The organism is Terriglobales bacterium, assembly GCA_035567895.1.
Lineage (GTDB): Bacteria > Acidobacteriota > Terriglobia > Terriglobales > Acidobacteriaceae > Gp1-AA112.
The window spans coordinates 439,429-456,651 of sequence record DATMPC010000058.1 but is presented as its reverse complement, the minus strand read 5'-3'; the positions used below and the strand labels follow the sequence as shown (position 1 = coordinate 456,651).

The following is a 17,223-nucleotide window of genomic DNA, read 5'->3' as shown; positions in this document are numbered from 1 at the left end:
TTTCTTTGCTTTGCAAGTTGTTGAGGCGTCTACCCGAAGAAGTTTGGCGAGCAACGGACGAAGCTTGTCTGGAACGCGCTGCTCGTGCCATTATGCGGGTGCCATGAATTGCAGGGGTGTACCATTATGGGAGTCTCGAAACGGAACAGGCGAACTTTCGTCGGCCGCCGGGGAGACCAGCAGCTTTGCCTGGGGGGCGGCGCATGCCGCGAACGCTCGGCAGGAGTTCAGAAGTGAGATCCCCGGGGGATTCAGGAGGATATCCCCTCCCAATCCCGGGGATCTGGAGGGGATATCCCCGGGGACCCGCTGGGAACCTGCATGTTAAGTCCTTTAGATTTGGGGATCGACTCAAAATGGTTAGGAGCGCGCTAAAGGCAGAGGGTCCGAAGGTCCGAAGGTCCTGAGTGCTGATAGATGCGGGGTTTCTTTTGGTGCGAAAGGAGGGACTCGAACCCTCACGGTTTTACCCGCCAGATCCTAAGTCTGGTGCGTCTGCCAATTCCGCCACTTTCGCACATTTAGATTCTACATCTTACGAACTTCCGCAGCCTCTTGCTGAGTCGATGTAGTGAAAACTGTAGTGACACTCTTTGAACGTGCCTGTTGTACCGCGCTGGCGATCTGGAGCATGTCTGCATCGTCCGGGTGAACGTACCGCATAGTCGTTTCGATACGGGAGTGGCCCGCGAGTTTCTGAAGAGCTTTCACGTTCTGGGTATGCCGTCCAGCTTCAGTCAGGAAGGTATGTCTGAGCGCATGGAGCCCGGCATCTGGGTGAAAGCTGCAGGTTTCCATGATGACTCTGTGTTGGTCCGCTAGCGTATTCGCTGAGAGCGGCTGAGTCCGATCCTGCAGACTGGTGAACACGTACTCACACTTCGATTGCTTCAGCAGCTCGAACAGCACCGCGGCCATCTCCTCGGTAATCGAAATCGTTCGCCGTCTCGCCTGACGCTTGAGTCCGCGACGAATTGAGATGGTTCCCCAGAATCCATTTTCATCGGGCTTCTGTTTCAGATCCACGCAGTCACGCTGGAGTTCCAACATCTCACCGCGGCAAATTCCGCCGTCATGAGCTAGCACGGATGCAGAACGCAGAGGCTCACGCGCAGCAGCTAACCAGGCGCGATAATCTGCGGCACTGAATACGAATTCGCATTGGCGCTCGGCGCCGTCTTCCCGGTTATACATCTCGATCAGCGGAACCTTGTCGATCAGCTTCTGTTTCCGGCAGGCGTATCTCAGAGCTTTGCGGAGAGTCGCGAGGTAACGGTTCACAGTCGTCTTGCTGGTTTCTTTGTGCGCCAGCTTGAAGCGCTCGATCATCGGCTCGTCGATGTCGCTCAGCTTTGTCTTGCTCAATTCCTTGAACTCGCAGAGCCGGTCATAGCAGGTTTCGTAAAAGTCCTGCGTGCGCTTGTTTGAGCGGTCGGCACGAACCCAGTCCATGAATGAGCCGTAATCCCTCTCGACGTTCGGGGGTGTCTCTTTGAAGTCTTTCAGGGTGGGACACACTTTTACTGGCTTGCGCTCGATACCGGCTTCGCCTTTGATAAGTCGCAGACGCTCGGCAGCTTCAAGGTCACGCGCAACGCCCTTGTTGCCTTGGCGGCTCGATTTCTGTATGTGCTTCCCGTTGAAAACGAAGTTGAACCAATAGACGTTTCCACGTTTGTAGATCATTGCTGTGATTCCTTTCCTCGGTTTTCACTCCACCATTTGCGCTTTGCCTCTCGATTGGCAGGCCCTGCGCACGCTTCACTGCAAAACTTTTGCCACCGCTTTTCAGCGATGAAATAGGGTGTGTGGCAATCGGTATAACCGCAGTGCTTCGCACGATCACCGATCTTGGAAAAGTGGAACAGTGCAGCCTCTAGGGGTGTTGCTTGCGGCGGCGGTTCAAATAACCACTCGGCCATAGTCTCTGACGATCCCGCTCCTGGCTTGCCTGCCGGCGTAGATCGCGGTTTCAAGAGTGCTTCTTCCATTGGATATAAAGGGTTCTCGCGCATCTTCAGTGAGCGCTCTAATGCGGCATGTCCAAAACGAAGCTGGAAGATGTACCAATCTCTGGCTCGTGCATCTGGCGTGTCCCATGCCTTGCGTAGTTCTCTGCGATAGGCAAAGACAGCTTTCTCGCTTGTTGATGAGTGAAACATCTGCGGGTGCTTCTTTAGCAGCCTCGCAACTGTAGCCGAGTCATCGCGAAGATTTGCCAAGTCATATAGAAATCTCTCGGCCTGTGTCCTAGTTACTATCCCTAGAATTTGGCTCGCCGTTTTGGCGTGAGAACTTCCGATTGCTGTCTTTTTCTGTCTCGCCCCACTAGAACTCATGCAAGAATCACTCCTAGTCACATGGTTTCACGGGTTACCGCCATTGTGCAAGGGAAATCTTTCAAAGGACACATCTTTCAAAGGACACAAAACGCATGATTACCGAAGAGCTCTATACCGTCCGCGAGGCTAGCGAGTTGCCCTGGCTGCGGCTGAAGTTTTGGACGATCTGGGACCTGCTCAAGAAGGGCAAACTGCAAAAAACAAAGGTGTCCGGCAAGACGCTTATTCGGCGCTCCGAGTTGGAAAAGCTGATCGTTGACGTTCCGAAAAGCAGAGCGCAGTTGGGCGGGCAGAAGTAAAGCCGTGGGGCTAACCACGGCTTGAGAAGTTCAGGGAATGGGAACGGAGAAATATTAAGTGCAGCATAGCACACACCAAAAAACCAACGACCAAGCCAAAATCACCGCGAAGCAGTTAAGACTCCTACACGCGCTCTGGCATCTCCAGGCGCTCGACGACGATGATCGCGAACAACGACTGCGCTGGGCATCACGGAATCTAGGGCGCACAGTCTCAACCTTCTCTGATTTAACAGCAGGCGAGTTTCGCAAACTCCGTGAGGCTCTGGAGCTCGGTCAGTTTGAAGCACAGTCGGTGCGGCTATGACTGGACCAACTTGGGCCGAAGCTCTAGAAGCATGGCTGGCATCCGATCCAGTTCTAAGCAAGTGTCTGTTTGCGCGAAAGCGGAGCAACCTTGTCGCATTCATCGCACTGGCGGTTAATCGTGCGGATAGGCACGAGGCCGCCAAGCGCCTTTATACCGCCGTAGAAGATCGAGTGCACCAATGCGGGTTTGCCGACGAGACAGATGGGGAACTGCAGCGGCTATCCGTTAAGTTCCACAACCTCATGCTCGACATCGAAGATGAGAACGGGACGGTGCAATGACCGCCACGCCCGACATGGATTGGCTGACACAGACGGAGAAGGCGGTACTCGCTTCCGTAATCCTCGATAGTGATTTGTGGGCCGAGGCTTCAGAGTTGGAGCCCGAGCACTTCTATTTGGACTCGCATCGGCTGATTTATTCCGGCATGGCTGCCCTTGCGGAGTCCGCGAAGCCGATTGACTTGGTTACGCTCCAGGCGGAACTATCGCAGCGAGGACAACTGAAGATCGTCGGCGGGGCAGTCTATCTTGCAGCGCTGACTGATCTGGTGCCGAAGCGAAAATCGATCCGTGATTTCATCTCCAGCATAAAGATCGCAGCCGCCAAGCGCTCTGCTGCACTTCAGTTTGACAATTTATCCCGCCAGTCACAGAACGGCGCGACGATTCCCGAACTGATTTCAGGAGCACGAAGCATTGTAGAGCGCCTGTCTCAATCGGAATGCAGTGCCGGCGGCATCGACAAGTTGCCAGATCCTCTGGAGCTGCCACGGCTACAAGAGCCCTGGCTTGTTCACGGGCTACTGCTTCGCGGTGGCGTAACACTGCTTGCCGGTTCGCCGGGAGACGGAAAGACGTTTCTTGCACTCGCGGCAGCACGCGCTGTAGCAATGGGCAGCGAGTGGCTAGGGCAGCCATGCGAAAACACCCGAGTTCTCATTCTGGACAAAGAGAATCCGAAGACCGTGATACAGCAGCGCTGGCGGTCGATCTTCGGCGGACCCGTAGCTGGTCACGTCTCCATCTGGGCAGGATGGTCTGGACTTGGCGAAGTGCCGGGTCTTGACGATCCTCGGTTGCTCGAATTTGCGAAACGGGGGCCGCTTCTAATCTTCGATTCATTAGTGCGCTTCCATGATGGCGACGAAAACTCAGCCGCAGAGATGGCGCCGACGACCAAGAAGATTCGGGCGCTCGCCAATGCCGGGGCATCGGTTCTGCTGATTCACCATCGCGGGAAGTCAGAGATAAACAAGTACCGCGGCAGCACTGAGATCCTCGCCAACTCGGACATTGCCTGCAGTCTGAGCAAGTCGGAAGCAGACGGACTCCTGACGCTCGACGTTTTCAAGACGCGAGGCACGAGCGAATTTAAGCTCACGATTCAGCCTGACTTCGAGACCGGCAGGTTTCCGGTTGTATCGTCGCCAGCGACAACGCAAAAGAGAAGCGACGTAGCAGCACTGGCGGAAGTCATCACAGCAAACCCCGGATTACCGCAAACCAAAGTTATCGAGATGGCGGGAATTGGACGGACGGCTGCGTCTCAACTCTTGACTGCGAACTGCGGGAAGCTATGGCGAACTGAGCGGGGAACACATGGGAGTCTGCGTTATTACGCCATCAGCAGTACCGCTGTACCGACGTGTACTGAGTACACCAGTACACGATGACACTACCTGTACCGCTGTACCGCCCCCTTATAGGGGCGTACAGAGTACAGGTCATGAGGGAAACAGGAAGAGAACACGTAGTGCATGGAACCTGCATTGCGAAGGAGACGGAAAACCCGATGACGAGTTATCAAGCAGTTACAACTGAGAAGGGAGCCGCGCAGCCTTTTGTATGGGCAAAGCGCCAAATTCATGCCTAAACAGGATTCATGGTGGAAGCCGGGTCAAAGTGGGAATCCAAAGGGACGACGGCGCAAAGCGAAAGAGATTGTGATTGTGAATGCTGGCGACGACAGCAACGCGCAGGTGCTCTCAGAGCTATTGCGGATCGCGAAGGATGACCAACTTGCGCCGACTGCCAGGGTGAGCGCAATTAACTCGTATCTCAATCGCGCTGAGGGTTTGCCGAACAAGGCGAAGCCGACAGGCGATGAAATAACCCAGAGCACAGCGCAGAAGCTCTGCGAACTGGCCGAAGAGTTTCGCCGCTGTTATGAGCGCCAGTGTCCTCACTGCAAGGCACACTATCAAGAGACCGGCGCAGGCAATCTGCTCGTGGATGTCGCAGGCCGTCCAGTGAGGCTTGAGAGCTGTGTCATTGAGCGTACTCAGCCATTCACTAGAGAGTTTGAAACGCCCATGCCAACCGCACCACTAGATGAGAAGTCTAGTGCGTCTGTAACGCTAAGTGATTCAGAGGGCAAGTGATACGTCATGCATAAGACTCACACTGTAGTGAGAGATGTAGTGAAACCCTTCCGCACCACAGGCAATCACCACACACACGCCCATAGCAGACCCATCACACACTCTGCATTGCTAGGCGCTTGCGCTATTGGTTTGTGTTCCCGAAAAGGTACTGGGAATATGAAAGTCGAGGCCGCCGTGGAGCACCCCTGGCCTATCGCGTCTAGCGGCGGAAGTGAGCATACTGATTTTGAAAAAAGTGCTGATTTTGGTGAGTCGCAATGAGCGACAGACCAATGTTCGGACGACAGCGCCAGCCGAAGGGAAAGCCTCTGAAGGAACTTCACACTCGCATCAAGCCTGAGACGGATGCATGGTTGCGTGAACTAGCGGGTGATTCCAGCATCGGTATAGCGCTCGATCACCTTCGCGAGCGTCTATCCACACATAGCGGTCCCACTAATAGCTAAATCGCTGCGCACTGCATAACAATGCAGAATCATGGCCGCAGTTACAGAGCAGTACTTCACGAAAACTCAAGCAGCCGCCGAGTTAGGAGTTAGCTACGCAACGCTAGACCGCAGAGTGAAGGCGGGTCTAATTCCGGCCTACCAACTCGGCAGAGAAGTTGTGTTCCTTCACGCCGACATCGAAAAGGCCAAGCAACCGATCCCAAAACGCATCGAGGCGCAGGCCGTATGAACAGCGAAGACCGAAAGAGAACGCAGCAGACTCTTCAGATCTGGCAGGAATCCCTCAATCTCCCAGATCGGATTGCCGCGGAAGGGCTCGACGTGACGCAGGATTCTTATGAGCGGTTCATGGCGGGTAATCCGGTTCCGGATGCGGTCGAGAAGAAGCTTTTCGAGTTCGCATACGACACTGAATACGATCTTCGTCAACTGAATCCCTATAACCAGGAAAAATTGCACAGTTTGACTAAGACGCCGGAACGCGAAATGGCTCACTTCAAGTCTTTGTCCGGGGAAGACCAAGTCAGGTACACGCTAGGCCGAGTCGCGCAGGGATACCAGCTCTCTTTCGGGCAGTTAGCAGAAGATTTTCAGGTACCTGAGCAACAAATCGAGGACTTTTACCGCGGAAAACCGATTCCAAAAAAAGAGTTCGAGCAGATCAGAGACATGCTCGTTTATTACGGTCGGGAGAAGCGCGAAATGGAACAGGAGATACTTCACGCGAACCGACCGCTTTTTGACAAGGCTGATTTCTGATGCCGAACGACGACGAAGACATCCAGGCGCTCACTGCATTGCTTCCATCGCAGCAGGGCAGTTCTCCGCCAGCGGTCGATAGCTCCCAGCTTGGGCCTGGGAATCAGCAGGCTTTAAGCGATGTAATGCAGACTCCATCTGCTCAGCCTCGTTCGACTATTCCCTCATCTCCGCTCGGCAGTCCTGTCATGCCCAATATCGTGCGTTTCATTTCGGGCATGGTGAACCCGCAAACCCAGAGCACGCAGGGATCTATTAGGCCGCCGAGCCGACTCGACGTGTTTGAGTCCTTTCTTGGAAATTTTCTAGGAAGCATGGCAATGGGCCTACAGCAGTCAGGTAGAGGGCCAGGAGCGAATGCTAGAGGGTTTGGGTATGCACTGACTGGAGCACCACAGCTCGCACAGCAACAGGAACTGACTCAATCCGAGATTCAAGGGCGACAGGCGCAGGCAGCGGAAACACAGGCACGCGCTGGACTCACGCAAAGACAGACTGAATTGGCGGGCCAGAGCATCCCGGTCACTCTGCCGAACGGCCAACAGATATTCATTCCCGCCAGCCAGAGCGGGAATCTCGTCAAAGGAATGGCTGCGGCTCAAGTCAACGCGCAGTCGAAGATGTCAGTCGAGCAGCTAAAAACAAATATCCTGCTCGGCAGGGTTGCTCGCGTTCTCGATGGCAAGGACGAAAACGGGAATCTTGCAAAACTTGCGTATAACTCGCAAGGGCAATTACTAGGAACTGTCAGTGGCGCTCTTGCGTCGAGTGCCTATCTACCGAAGGCGACGAAGACGACCGAGTTCAAGGAAGACGCTAACGGGAACATAGTCGCCCTACCAAAAACGACCGTTTCAGGTCCCATGACTGGCGGGGCTGGTGCTCCCGCAGATGGTTCGACTCCTCCCGCTCCTCGATCCGGATTCCCGCGAGGGCCACGAGCTGGAGGCCCAATTACGGCTAGTCCTGTCATGGGAACAGACGGGCAGCCTTTGGCGGGCAAGACAGGCAATGAGTCTGTCTATGCCGTCGATCCCGACTCGCAAAAAATAATTCCCACAACTAGAGCGGATGCCGTCTCTCGCGGCCTGACTGCTATCCAGCCGGTAACGCCTGCAATCGTGAGAAGTGATATGCACGATGTCAAAGTTCTGAACGATGTCGCAGCCAAGGCGAACAACCTAATCGACTCCGCGGATGCGCTGAATCAGAACATGAAACAGCTCAACATCATTGCCAACGCCTTGAACGCAGGTAAAGACGATAACGAGTGGCGCTTGCACCTGTTCGGCACCGGAGCACCTACGGCTGGATTTAACGCTACGCTCGACGCCTTCCATATGGACGAGGCGACGCAGAAGACGAAGGACTACATCACGAACGTGCTCAGCCTGCGCGAATCGAGTATGGGTCTTCAGCGTGTTCTAACCGGAACTGCTCGTGCCAATGAAAGTCAGATCAAGGCGCTACAAGCTACGCTTCCCGGACTGGAAACAGACGGTGCAATGGCGCGGCAGAAGCTCGCAGCGTTCACGCAGAACATCGAGATGCTGCGCGGCGGTCTGCCTGACTTCTCCGATAGGGGTTTGAAGACCATCGAACTAAAGCCGATTCCGCAAAACCTAGGTTCGCAGAGTCAATCGCAGCCGTCTCGTTTCGGGACTGCTGGCTGGGAGCAGCGTTTATCAAATCTTTTGAGCAGGACGAAAGGAAAGTAACTTGGCGAATAACGATTCCAACCAACCGCGGGGTCCAATGATCCCCTTTTTCGCGCTCGCACCAGAGCCGCGCCAGTCAATAGTCAAGCAGATGGCCTACGGAGGCAGCACTTCAAAGGCGCTTGCATACGGAGGGAGCGGTGTCGCTAACGGGGCCGATCCAGGACACGATTTCAGAATAGCCCGCGGTAGAACGTTTCTTCGCGCCGGTAGGCCAGTGGTAGCTATTCCTCAGTTCGGAGGGGTCCGCATTCCTGTCACCAGTACTTCACAGGCTGGGGCAGGGTCGCAGACGAGTGCTTCAGGAATAACGCTGTCAACCGCTCCAGGGGTAACCGCGGCGCGTCAGGTGTCTGGCCCAAGTCGTCTAGGACCTCGTTACAACATCTACTGAAAGGAAAACCAAAATGTCACGAAATCCATCAGCACCAAAACCTGTAGCTCAGTGCGAAGGTTTCCAGTACCAAGGTGAAACCGAAGGCGAATATTTTGACGCGCAGTTCTCGCCTGATGGCTGGACTGCGAAGGGAAGCGGACTTTCGCAGACTCCAGGCGGCGATCCTGGAAGATTCCGCAATTCGCTTTCCGCGACGGACTTCAAGGAAGGCGATTGGACTGGATTCAACGTTATTGGCGAGCAGGACGACCGCGGACAGAGCCCTCGTTCCGAAACGGTTTTTGTCGATAACGGTCGGGCAGACCGAGGACGGGAGTCATGATGCAGCCGAAACCGCAAATCGAACAGGATATGCACTCGCAAGCAAACAGCGCGGCAGACGCAGAGAGGCAGAGGCATAAGGATTGGGCGAATCCCAACAAGGCAGGTCGGCAATTCTCCGACCTCGATCCCGAGGCGTTCGTAAAAGGCAAAGGGGACTACCGATGACAACAATCCCGAACGAGTACGCAGGCCATCGCGAGGTAATCAGTCAGCGATTAAGCCGCGTCCGCAAAGAGCAAGAGAGCGTCTCTGCCGAAGAAACCGCACTTGCTCATGCCCTCGAAATTCTGGATGCAGCTCCTCGGCATTTACTGAATTGCACGATGACGCTTGAATTTGTGCGCCCTGGGGACAATTCAAGAGAAGCGTCACGTTGTAGTCAATGCTGTCAGGCCAGTTCAAAGCCAATTCTAGGTTTTGAACGGGATTGGAAATGGTGTCCAAGGTGCGGGGCCTCCATACAGAGTTGGAAGCGCGAAGAGACACCAACCGCGCGACTGCAGCAAGCCGAAGTAGAAAAGGCTTGTAAAGGGTTGCGAGAATCCTTTTTGGGACTGAGCAGATAAATGGCGAATATCCGCGGCAACGTTCAGACGCTCCTAGCTTCCGCAGCTCGAACTACGAGCGGCACGAGCGCAGTATTGAATCTGCCGAATTTGATGGGCGGGGGTGTTGATGGCGCTCAATTCCTGCTCAACGTCTCCGCGATCAGCGCGGGAACAACCTTAGACGTGTTCCTTCAGCATTCTCCCGATGCGGGAACAACGTTTTATGATTTTGGACACTTCGCGCAAGTCACGAGCACAACGGCATCAGGGGTGCAGGCCATGCTCTGGACCAGGCGCGACAATGACGGCACGGGCGGCACTGCTGTGATTGCTACTGGAGACGCAGCGCTCGCAGCTTCCAAAGTTCTAAACGGGCCGATTGCCGATAACTACTTCAGGGTGAAATGGACTTTGGCCGGCACGTCTTACACGTTCGCGCTAACTGGAGTACTCGACAGGGATTGAGTTTTATGGAAGATCTGACACTAGAAGATTTGAAGAGATGCCGACAGGACGAAATCGACGCTCTGGTTTCGGCATATAACGAGCGGAATCAGGATCAGGTAGTTGTCCGGTTACGCAATGCGGCGCAGATAGATCAGCGGGTTAGCGTTCTGGAGAACTTCAAACCGCTCCAGCCATCCTTCACGGCGGTAGACCTGAAAGATGCCTAAGCAACAAGTTTCCGGCGAAGGCATGGTGCTGACCGAGATGGCAGACAGGGTTCTTGCTAGGGATCCGCATGAAACACCTTCGCCGGGAAGTACCTCGAAGCACGTTCGCTGTGTCTGCGGCAAGCCATTGTTCGATCTTCGGCACGGCAATAACTTTGCTGTCGAAATCAGGTGTAAGTGTGGTCGTACCGTCATTGTCACGATGCCTAGTCCGAATGGCAAAGCGCCTTCGGTGTGCGCGTACTGAAGGGATTTTCAAAGTGCTCTCACGATTTCGCTTAGTAGTAGTCCTACTCCTCGCGGCTTTGCCTGTCTTTGCCGTCAGTCCCAAAACGGTAACTAGCTCTCAGCCGTTCACGGATATTAATAACAATGCGCTCGCGAACGGTTCCATTGTTTTCAAGCTCGCGAACCCAGATTTGATTGTAGGCGGCCCACAAGTCGTCCAGGGGCTTACCTACACGATCACTCTCGATGCTAATGGGCTCGTGCCTGCCGGGAAGACCATTTGGGCAACGGATCAGATGCAGTCCACAGGCAACTATTACACAGTTACGATCTACAACTCTAACAATCTTCCCGTTCGGGGAACTGAGAATTGGAGAATTTCCGGCACTTCGCCCATAGACCTGAGTCTACAAGTCAACGCGACACTGCCAGATCCGGGACTGTCGAATCCAGTTCTGCAGAATCCGGCAGCTCCTCAGACGATTACAGGGCAAGGGATGACTTTAACGAAGTCCGCGCCGTTGACCTTAGCGCGCCAGAACAATAAATGGTTCGCCGACCAATGGTGTACTACTCCGGGAACACTGGACCAGTCCTGCATCCAGAATGCGATCAACGATGTTTTAGCGAACGGGCCGATTGGGTCGTCCGGGCGTCACATGGGAATCGTAGTCGTGTCACCCGGAGTCTATAACATCGCTTCCACAATCACTGTGACTGGCGGCGGAATCGGGAATGTGGAGATTCGTGGATCAGGGCAGGTAAGTAATTGGGGATCGGTGCTTGAGCCAACAGTCGGCTTAGGGTCGGGTTGCGTCTTTCAGGTAAATGCCGACGCAGTGACCATAGATAATTTGGTGATAACGGGGGTCAATAATCAAGGAGTCCCAGATGGAATCTGTTTAGGCACGAGTTCAGTCGAAACGTTCGACTCACACATCTACTGGAACTGGTACCAGTACATGCACACAGCCATTCATGGGGTGAAGTACTCTGGCGGCGAGTTTGCCCACAACACCATCGAACTCGGCCAGTTCGGTATTGCTGGCGGACTCGCTGGCGATGTGGCCTTTACTAATGTTTTGATAGACGACAACCGGATATTTCAGAATAGCGCTTCAGGAATCTTCATTCATGGCGACGGCACCGCGGCGAACTACGGCCACAATTCCGTCGATAACAACCTGCTCGATTTCAATACAAATTCTGGCGTACTTGCTAACACAGGTCAGATCGACTTTGCGAGCGTCATCAACTACCGCATTACTAATAACACTTTCAATTCCAACAATGCTTGCTGCTCGACATCGAACATTGATGACATCAAAGTGGCAACCAGCAATGCTGGCTATATCGGCGGAAACAACCACTACAACACAGGCAGAAACGTCCTGAACCTCAATGGCAATGCTGGACTCACACTGAATGGAGATTCGTCTCGCAACTGCAATGTTAACTCCAACGGCGGAACGACGGCAGCGGTCGTTGCCGACAACATGACGAATTTCACCGTATCCGGGATTACGACTACGGCAGATGCCGCCAAGAACTTGTGTACTTACAGCATCTCTGTCGGGGCGGCCTCTTCCGGCACGAAGCTTGGATTAAACAACGTAATCGCGCAACAGACGGCCAAGTACAGCATTCTCGACACTACGGCGTCTGCAATTGACGGAGGACAGTTTAGTCCCACCGGGCCGGGGAACAGCACAAGCGGAACATCGTTGGGCGTGATTGGAAGCGACGGGGCGGCGACGGCCGGGAATCTGTATGGGTGGGGTGTAAACAAGTCTGGGGTTGACGGGGTGATGTTTGGAGTCAACAAAAACACCACTACTGGCAGTATCCCTGGCAGCGCTGTTTATTTTTCTTCGGCTGGTACCGGCTCTGTCTTGTGCTTCGGACGCGGCAATGGCTCGGGTCTTCCGAATACCTGCGATTTACAGATTAACGGGTCGGGACAGATCGTCAGTCCGACACTGGTCACTTCAACCATCGTAACCGGAATTGTTGGAGATGGCTCGGGGTTCAAGCACAAGCGTATCTCTACGGGCTCGATCGGGGCGACGACACGAACAGAAGTGCTCCTTAGCTGGACGACGACGTTTGCCGATGCAAACTACACGGTCAGTTGCGCAGTAGAAGATTCAACCACTGCGGCAGCAACGCAAGGACTCACTTATGAGCGTATTCGTACGCATTCCGCCTCGCAGGTGGGAGCGGTCATTAACAATCCCACCGCTGGGGCCATTACGGGAACTTTGGACTGCACGGCAGCACATGATTAGTCGGTGGTGTCTTAATTCCGTGTTGCTACGATTCTCCGGGTATGTTCCCGTGAAGTTCTTTAACGGCTTTGTCGAATCGTTCCTCTGCATCTCCAACGGGTTGCTGCTGAAGTCGCATATTTCCGTCTGCTTGCGTTTCCCCGCTGAAGCGAAATTCGCGTCTCTTTCGCCAGAACGGCATGTAGGCAGGGCGGAACTCAATAACCGTGAGCATATCCAACTTGTCGAATTTACCCGGATAACTCAGGAATTGTCCGATGGGAACAGTCTTCTTTTCTCCAGGCTCCATTCGTCCGGATGGTGGGATATAACCACTCGCCCCTGTGTTCTTCAAGTGGAGCCCGGGCATGTTTATCTCCAAAACGAATGCATACACGTGAACATCCGTGAGAGCGAGAGGACCATCGTTGGACAAAACAACTGGCGTTGTAAGAACCGAAGCTGGATCCAGCGGAGTATCCAGTGAGACAGTCGGCCTCGCTTGCATTCCTAATACCAGCGCTATCACTGCTAGCACTAAGCCTGCGATTCCTATGCCGAGGTTTAACGGGTCTAGCCAACGACTTTTCTTGGAGGAGGCTTCTCGCCGGACTTTGTTTTGCTGGCTTTTTCGTCTTTCTAGTATTTCTTTTGGCGGCTTTCCTCTCATAAGAAAGCAGCAATTCTAAGCCGCCCTGAGTAGTCTCAGCAACGCTCCAAAATGGGTCAACTCGGGACTAGCAATCGCATGGCGACGTGCTGCGCATTGAGACACAAGGCATCAAAAGAAAAAGGGCCACTCTTTTTCGAGTAGCCCCTTCGACGTGGAAAAGTAATCTTTCCCCCCTTTCTCGCTTGTCAGCGATATTTTCCGCGATACTTTGGCACTCCGTTTTTAGGACGCGGGCCAAGGATTCGGATTCCGTTTTTGTTTAAGACGATCTTCTTCGGAACCTTCATAAAATCTTCTTGCTTCATGCCTTCGCAGCCTTTCTCAGCCCCTCTGGGTGTTCGGGCATCTCCAGCATTGCCACGGCCAACTGAGTCGCTGCTAGAGACGCTGCAGCAGTAGGAGACTTGCATTCCATGAGGGTAACGATGTCCTCTGCCAACGAAAAGATGGTGTCATTCCAGAACAGTTCTGGGGGTGTCATGCTGCGGCCTCCGTTCTAGGCGGCAGCACTTTTCCGCACCGGCGACAGGTGTTGTAGATCGAGCGAAATTGAACGAGTTTGCAATCGCAGCTAGAGCACTTCACAACCTCGCGCTCCCTGGAAGATCCCGGCCTCTGTTCGGCAATCTCTTTGAGCAGTTCGGCGGAATCTTCCGGTTCGGTATCAATCGGCACCGAACCGCCGTTCAGTTCAGCCGCAGAACGCCAAGGCTCGACTCTGGTAATGGATATTGGCTCTTGCGGAACTGGCCTTGCTTGCCGAGCTTTGCGCTCGATTGACTGGAGGATTTCCCTGTAAACCTGTTCCCGCTGAATCAGGCGATACAAGGTACTTTGCCCGATGCCTAACAATCGTGCGGCTAGCCGCCTGTCTCCTCCGGCAATGCTCAGAACTTCATGGATGTGTTTTCGGGTTACATCCTCAAGACTGAACGCGGGGCCGATGATGCCCGAGATGTCCTCGACACTGAACGGCAATAGAAGTTGAGTCACAGCGCACCGTCCTTCTGAGGCATGACGGCTACTGGCGCAAGCACTCTGCAAACTGGTTTACGTTTTGATGTCTGGATTGTGGCGAGCAATCGGGACGCTCTCTTGAGCAAAATTTGAGTTGTGGATAGCGACAGGGTGAGGGTTTCAAGTAGATGGTTGAGTGTTTCCAGTTTGGCTAGGTGAGTTGCAGGACTGGGGCTAGAATGCGATTCAGCCATTTTTGCGGGCCTCCTACGCCCGTGATGTGGTTAGCCTCGCTGCGAGTGCTTCAACACTCTAGCGGGGCGTTTTGTTTTGAGTGTCCTTAGGGGCCGAACCAAAGGAACACGTATCCAGCCTGCCTTTAGATCAGCAAGCGCGAAACACTCTATGCTCAGCGCTGAGCACTGTCAATAACCGATTAGGGTGCTGTACCCTTGCGCCTCGGATGGCCAAAGAGAAGCATCCTGCAGCCGTGGAGCTCGGTCGGAGAGGTGGGAAGGCTACGGCCAAGAAGCGCACCGCCAAAGAGCGTAGAGAGATAGCACGAAGGGCGGCAGAGACGCGATGGGCGAAAGAGAAAAAGGATCAGGGCTCGCGAAAGTCCATGTAGGGCAAAAATTTCTGTACTACAACTGGTCGTTGCGTGCAGAGCCAGTCCAAAAGTTCAGTAATCTGTTCCGCATTGGCCGCAAGATTAACGGCCTGAAGCGCTCTGAGCTTGTTGCCCTTTTTGTAGATCTCGTCCAAGTAGGCTTTGATCTCGGCACCAAAAAGCAGCTCGCTCTCGCGAATTCCGCGCAGAAAAGCGAAGAGCTGTTCTAGGTTTACTGCGCCGTCCCGGAACACTTCGCCTATCAGTATTGTGGTTGCATCGAAGACCCTCATACGTCGTTCAAATACCGCAAAGCGACGCTGAAGACGATTCGTTTCCGCCTGTTGTCGCTGAATGAGTAGAGCAATTACGGCAATCAGTATCGTTAGCAGAGCTTGAAAAAAAGTGCCGACCTTGGGCCAAGCAATTGAATGAATCCAGGCGGGAATGAGTGTAGTGAAAATTGTAGTGAGTGCCAGTTTAGGCGCTTTGGTATCGCTTGGAACGAAACACGACGAAAGCCAGAAAATACAGGCAGATGCACCAAACACCGCCAACCGCCACCAAACACCGCAACCCTAAAATTTTCGATCCTAAGTCTGGTGCGTCTGCCAATTCCGCCACTTTCGCGTCCCGTGACATCTATAACCTTAGCTCAGTTCCAGAGCTTCTGCCACAGGTTCAGCGATGCTTGCGGTAGATGCTTTTACCCATGTAACCGATGAGGACACTGATAGCTCAGGATTCCAGTAAGGATCCTATGCTTGTGCGGGTTCGGGGAGACTGCTTGCGGCAGGAGCGGGTACTGAGTTGCCCGCTCTATGCCGCTGTCAGGGAATTTTGCGGGGGAATCTGACTCGCGTTTCCGTTTGAAGTCGAACTGACCTTCTTCATTAGCTCCTCCCAACTTGAAAGGATGTAGTCCCGTTCCGGAAGAGCCTGATTCGCGCCGGAAACTAGAAGGATCTGCTGCTGCGGGTTGTTTCGGCGAACTTCATCGCAAAACTCCATCGCGAGTTCCGCGTTTTCGCCGGGAATCACAACGATCAGGTCGAAGGCGCCGGGTTTGGTGCGGGCGCGGGCGTGGTCGATCTTCAGGACAGGGAATACTCTGAATCCTGCCTGCTGCAGCTGACCGGTTCGGTCTTTCCGTCGATAGCGATCATTGTCGCCGTCCACGAGCAGCGCTTTGCGCGTTTTCTCTGGACTTGGCTTTTGATTTGTTTCAATTGGCATGGTTTGCCCTCAGGCGGTTCTCTCCAAGGAATAACTACTTCATCAACAGAGAAGCTGATTCGGCAGGGCAGGTTGCCGTGGGCAGGGACAAATAATGGCGCAGATTGTCCTTTTTGGCCGCGCAATTGAGACAGCAGGGTAGCCTTGGTCTCGAATTGCAAGAAAAACACACGCAACGCCGCGCAACTAAGGTTGCGTGGATCTCTGGCCGCTGCTGTGAAACGCGATGTTTAGAAGTTCTTGTACATGTCGTAAGCGCCCATACCGGCCATTACGACAAGCAGCAAAACTGATAGCGCCCCACAGGCACGAACAAACGGCTGAAGCTTGCTCATCTTTTTTTGCAGTTCGGCCTGTTCCTGAGCCATTGCATTCTCGCCTTCGCTCAGAAAGAGCTGATCGTCTTCGTGCATGGTGAGAGTACTGCGATAGATGAGGAGAACTACCAAAACCAGGGTGATTCCGCCCCAGAGGATGAGCAACATAATTATCGGCGATCCAGACATATCCACCTCGACGGGTTCTATTCTGGTCCCTCGAACCCGTGCGTGGAGCGCAACGGATCGAAGGGGCCGCTATCGGCGGGCCTTATGGCCCGTATTTGCGGGCATTATAGTCCTGTTTTGTCCCGACGGCGCGGTTTCACGCATACTTTACGTTCTTATACAAAATAGATTTGGAAAGCAGCTCTCAAGTTCAGCGGAGTTTAGACCGAACTCGATCGGGAAGTGGGCTTGCGAAGCTCATCCGGTGGGTGCTAGGTCGGACTCAAGGTTAACCTGCAACGTTGAGTTGCGAATCACCTGCCCGTGAGCCAGACGCGCGTGGAGCCGGAAGTTACGTTGCAGGCGCACGATAGCGTCTTTCTCACAGGTTCTGACGTAAGCGTGGAAAATACGCCCGCAGGCTGCGCAGACGGCGGAAACCTCCGAGGAGTTTCCGGAGGTTAGTTGTAAGCGCGGTATCTTTTGCTTAGCAAGCATACGGGGGTTTGGCAAGCATACGGAGCTTGGCGAGCATACGAGTCGTCAGAACATAAGGTGCCG

22 protein-coding genes and 1 tRNA gene are annotated in these 17,223 nt (G+C 54.0%); 14 read left to right on the top strand and 9 right to left on the bottom strand.

The features are described 5' to 3' along the window. Positions 1 to 432: 432 nt before the first annotated feature. From VNX88_12985 to VNX88_12975, 3 genes are all read right to left on the bottom strand, one after another. Positions 433 to 517: transfer RNA gene (locus VNX88_12985), tRNA-Leu, on the bottom strand. Between the two features lie 11 nt (positions 518 to 528). Further along, the gene (locus tag VNX88_12980) at positions 529 to 1,686 is read right to left on the bottom strand and encodes a tyrosine-type recombinase/integrase (GenBank protein ID HWY69576.1); all 1,158 of its coding nucleotides are present in this window, start codon (positions 1,684 to 1,686) and stop codon (positions 529 to 531) included. Next, on the bottom strand, positions 1,683 to 2,162 hold the full coding sequence (locus VNX88_12975; GenBank protein ID HWY69575.1) for a hypothetical protein: 480 nt from the start codon (positions 2,160 to 2,162) through the stop codon (positions 1,683 to 1,685). The genes VNX88_12980 and VNX88_12975 overlap by 4 nt, the downstream gene beginning before the upstream one ends. 272 nt (positions 2,163 to 2,434) lie before the next feature. Here VNX88_12975 and VNX88_12970 point away from each other — a divergent pair, with 272 nt between their 5' ends. The 14 genes from VNX88_12970 to VNX88_12905 all read left to right on the top strand — a co-directional run bounded on the left by VNX88_12970 (position 2,435) and on the right by VNX88_12905 (position 12,722). After that, positions 2,435 to 2,641, top strand: a complete 207-nt coding sequence (locus VNX88_12970; protein ID HWY69574.1) for a helix-turn-helix domain-containing protein — start codon at positions 2,435 to 2,437, stop codon at positions 2,639 to 2,641. A 58-nt stretch (positions 2,642 to 2,699) separates the two neighbouring features. Next, complete coding sequence (locus VNX88_12965; GenBank protein ID HWY69573.1) at positions 2,700 to 2,948, top strand: hypothetical protein; 249 nt, start codon at positions 2,700 to 2,702, stop codon at positions 2,946 to 2,948. Beyond that, positions 2,945 to 3,232, top strand: a complete 288-nt coding sequence (locus VNX88_12960) for a hypothetical protein (GenBank protein HWY69572.1) — start codon at positions 2,945 to 2,947, stop codon at positions 3,230 to 3,232. The genes VNX88_12965 and VNX88_12960 overlap by 4 nt, the downstream gene beginning before the upstream one ends. After that, complete coding sequence (locus tag VNX88_12955) at positions 3,229 to 4,626, top strand: AAA family ATPase (GenBank protein HWY69571.1); 1,398 nt, start codon at positions 3,229 to 3,231, stop codon at positions 4,624 to 4,626. Before VNX88_12960 ends, VNX88_12955 begins: the two co-directional genes overlap by 4 nt. A 192-nt stretch (positions 4,627 to 4,818) precedes the next feature. After that, positions 4,819 to 5,334 (top strand): DUF5681 domain-containing protein, encoded by a 516-nt coding sequence (locus tag VNX88_12950; protein HWY69570.1) that lies wholly within the window; start codon positions 4,819 to 4,821, stop codon positions 5,332 to 5,334. 260 nt (positions 5,335 to 5,594) lie between these two features. Further along, complete coding sequence (locus VNX88_12945; GenBank protein ID HWY69569.1) at positions 5,595 to 5,783, top strand: hypothetical protein; 189 nt, start codon at positions 5,595 to 5,597, stop codon at positions 5,781 to 5,783. A 31-nt stretch (positions 5,784 to 5,814) separates the two neighbouring features. Further along, complete coding sequence (locus VNX88_12940; protein ID HWY69568.1) at positions 5,815 to 6,015, top strand: helix-turn-helix domain-containing protein; 201 nt, start codon at positions 5,815 to 5,817, stop codon at positions 6,013 to 6,015. Further along, positions 6,012 to 6,545 carry a hypothetical protein gene (locus tag VNX88_12935; GenBank protein HWY69567.1) on the top strand — a complete coding sequence of 178 codons (534 nt, stop codon included), beginning with the start codon at positions 6,012 to 6,014 and terminating at the stop codon, positions 6,543 to 6,545. The genes VNX88_12940 and VNX88_12935 overlap by 4 nt, the downstream gene beginning before the upstream one ends. Then, on the top strand, positions 6,545 to 8,263 hold the full coding sequence (locus tag VNX88_12930) for a hypothetical protein (GenBank protein ID HWY69566.1): 1,719 nt from the start codon (positions 6,545 to 6,547) through the stop codon (positions 8,261 to 8,263). The genes VNX88_12935 and VNX88_12930 overlap by 1 nt, the downstream gene beginning before the upstream one ends. Positions 8,264 to 8,670: 407 nt before the next feature. Then, positions 8,671 to 8,982, top strand: coding sequence for a hypothetical protein (locus VNX88_12925; GenBank protein HWY69565.1), 312 nt, complete (start codon positions 8,671 to 8,673; stop codon positions 8,980 to 8,982). After that, complete coding sequence (locus tag VNX88_12920) at positions 8,979 to 9,149, top strand: hypothetical protein (protein HWY69564.1); 171 nt, start codon at positions 8,979 to 8,981, stop codon at positions 9,147 to 9,149. Before VNX88_12925 ends, VNX88_12920 begins: the two co-directional genes overlap by 4 nt. Positions 9,150 to 9,550: 401 nt before the next feature. Then, positions 9,551 to 9,997 (top strand): hypothetical protein, encoded by a 447-nt coding sequence (locus VNX88_12915; protein HWY69563.1) that lies wholly within the window; start codon positions 9,551 to 9,553, stop codon positions 9,995 to 9,997. A gap of 5 nt (positions 9,998 to 10,002) precedes the next feature. After that, positions 10,003 to 10,206, top strand: coding sequence for a hypothetical protein (locus VNX88_12910; protein ID HWY69562.1), 204 nt, complete (start codon positions 10,003 to 10,005; stop codon positions 10,204 to 10,206). 260 nt (positions 10,207 to 10,466) lie between these two features. Next, positions 10,467 to 12,722, top strand: a complete 2,256-nt coding sequence (locus tag VNX88_12905) for a hypothetical protein (GenBank protein ID HWY69561.1) — start codon at positions 10,467 to 10,469, stop codon at positions 12,720 to 12,722. 25 nt (positions 12,723 to 12,747) lie between these two features. On the opposite strand, the gene VNX88_12900 is transcribed toward VNX88_12905, so the two are convergent. The 6 genes from VNX88_12900 to VNX88_12875 all read right to left on the bottom strand — a co-directional run bounded on the left by VNX88_12900 (position 12,748) and on the right by VNX88_12875 (position 16,662). Beyond that, on the bottom strand, positions 12,748 to 13,239 hold the full coding sequence (locus tag VNX88_12900; GenBank protein HWY69560.1) for a hypothetical protein: 492 nt from the start codon (positions 13,237 to 13,239) through the stop codon (positions 12,748 to 12,750). Positions 13,240 to 13,675: 436 nt separating this feature from the next. Continuing rightward, positions 13,676 to 13,855 (bottom strand): hypothetical protein, encoded by a 180-nt coding sequence (locus VNX88_12895; GenBank protein ID HWY69559.1) that lies wholly within the window; start codon positions 13,853 to 13,855, stop codon positions 13,676 to 13,678. Then, positions 13,852 to 14,367 carry a helix-turn-helix domain-containing protein gene (locus VNX88_12890; GenBank protein HWY69558.1) on the bottom strand — a complete coding sequence of 172 codons (516 nt, stop codon included), beginning with the start codon at positions 14,365 to 14,367 and terminating at the stop codon, positions 13,852 to 13,854. Before VNX88_12890 ends, VNX88_12895 begins: the two co-directional genes overlap by 4 nt. A 567-nt stretch (positions 14,368 to 14,934) precedes the next feature. Then, the gene (locus VNX88_12885) at positions 14,935 to 15,498 is read right to left on the bottom strand and encodes a hypothetical protein (protein HWY69557.1); all 564 of its coding nucleotides are present in this window, start codon (positions 15,496 to 15,498) and stop codon (positions 14,935 to 14,937) included. Between the two features lie 262 nt (positions 15,499 to 15,760). Continuing rightward, on the bottom strand, positions 15,761 to 16,177 hold the full coding sequence (locus tag VNX88_12880) for a hypothetical protein (GenBank protein HWY69556.1): 417 nt from the start codon (positions 16,175 to 16,177) through the stop codon (positions 15,761 to 15,763). Between the two features lie 230 nt (positions 16,178 to 16,407). Beyond that, positions 16,408 to 16,662: a hypothetical protein gene (locus tag VNX88_12875; protein HWY69555.1), complete on the bottom strand. Its 255-nt coding sequence runs from the start codon at positions 16,660 to 16,662 to the stop codon at positions 16,408 to 16,410. Between the last annotated feature and the right edge of the window lie 561 nt (positions 16,663 to 17,223).

Excerpts from the sequence above, each read along its gene's own strand:
- VNX88_12915 (HWY69563.1), top strand. The coding sequence starts at position 9,551 with ATGGCGAATATCCGCGGCAACGTTCAGACGCTCCTAGCTTCCGCAGCT.
- VNX88_12895 (HWY69559.1), bottom strand. The coding sequence starts at position 13,855 with ATGACACCCCCAGAACTGTTCTGGAATGACACCATCTTTTCGTTGGCA.
- VNX88_12945 (HWY69569.1), top strand. The coding sequence starts at position 5,595 with ATGAGCGACAGACCAATGTTCGGACGACAGCGCCAGCCGAAGGGAAAG.
- VNX88_12880 (HWY69556.1), bottom strand. The coding sequence starts at position 16,177 with ATGCCAATTGAAACAAATCAAAAGCCAAGTCCAGAGAAAACGCGCAAA.
- VNX88_12940 (HWY69568.1), top strand. The coding sequence starts at position 5,815 with ATGGCCGCAGTTACAGAGCAGTACTTCACGAAAACTCAAGCAGCCGCC.
- VNX88_12970 (HWY69574.1), top strand. The coding sequence starts at position 2,435 with ATGATTACCGAAGAGCTCTATACCGTCCGCGAGGCTAGCGAGTTGCCC.
- VNX88_12930 (HWY69566.1), top strand. The coding sequence starts at position 6,545 with ATGCCGAACGACGACGAAGACATCCAGGCGCTCACTGCATTGCTTCCA.
- VNX88_12925 (HWY69565.1), top strand. The coding sequence starts at position 8,671 with ATGTCACGAAATCCATCAGCACCAAAACCTGTAGCTCAGTGCGAAGGT.
- VNX88_12920 (HWY69564.1), top strand. The coding sequence starts at position 8,979 with ATGATGCAGCCGAAACCGCAAATCGAACAGGATATGCACTCGCAAGCA.
- VNX88_12980 (HWY69576.1), bottom strand. The coding sequence starts at position 1,686 with ATGATCTACAAACGTGGAAACGTCTATTGGTTCAACTTCGTTTTCAAC.
- VNX88_12910 (HWY69562.1), top strand. The coding sequence starts at position 10,003 with ATGGAAGATCTGACACTAGAAGATTTGAAGAGATGCCGACAGGACGAA.
- VNX88_12960 (HWY69572.1), top strand. The coding sequence starts at position 2,945 with ATGACTGGACCAACTTGGGCCGAAGCTCTAGAAGCATGGCTGGCATCC.
- VNX88_12935 (HWY69567.1), top strand. The coding sequence starts at position 6,012 with ATGAACAGCGAAGACCGAAAGAGAACGCAGCAGACTCTTCAGATCTGG.
- VNX88_12975 (HWY69575.1), bottom strand. The coding sequence starts at position 2,162 with ATGTTTCACTCATCAACAAGCGAGAAAGCTGTCTTTGCCTATCGCAGA.
- VNX88_12950 (HWY69570.1), top strand. The coding sequence starts at position 4,819 with ATGCCTAAACAGGATTCATGGTGGAAGCCGGGTCAAAGTGGGAATCCA.
- VNX88_12875 (HWY69555.1), bottom strand. The coding sequence starts at position 16,662 with ATGTTGCTCATCCTCTGGGGCGGAATCACCCTGGTTTTGGTAGTTCTC.
- VNX88_12955 (HWY69571.1), top strand. The coding sequence starts at position 3,229 with ATGACCGCCACGCCCGACATGGATTGGCTGACACAGACGGAGAAGGCG.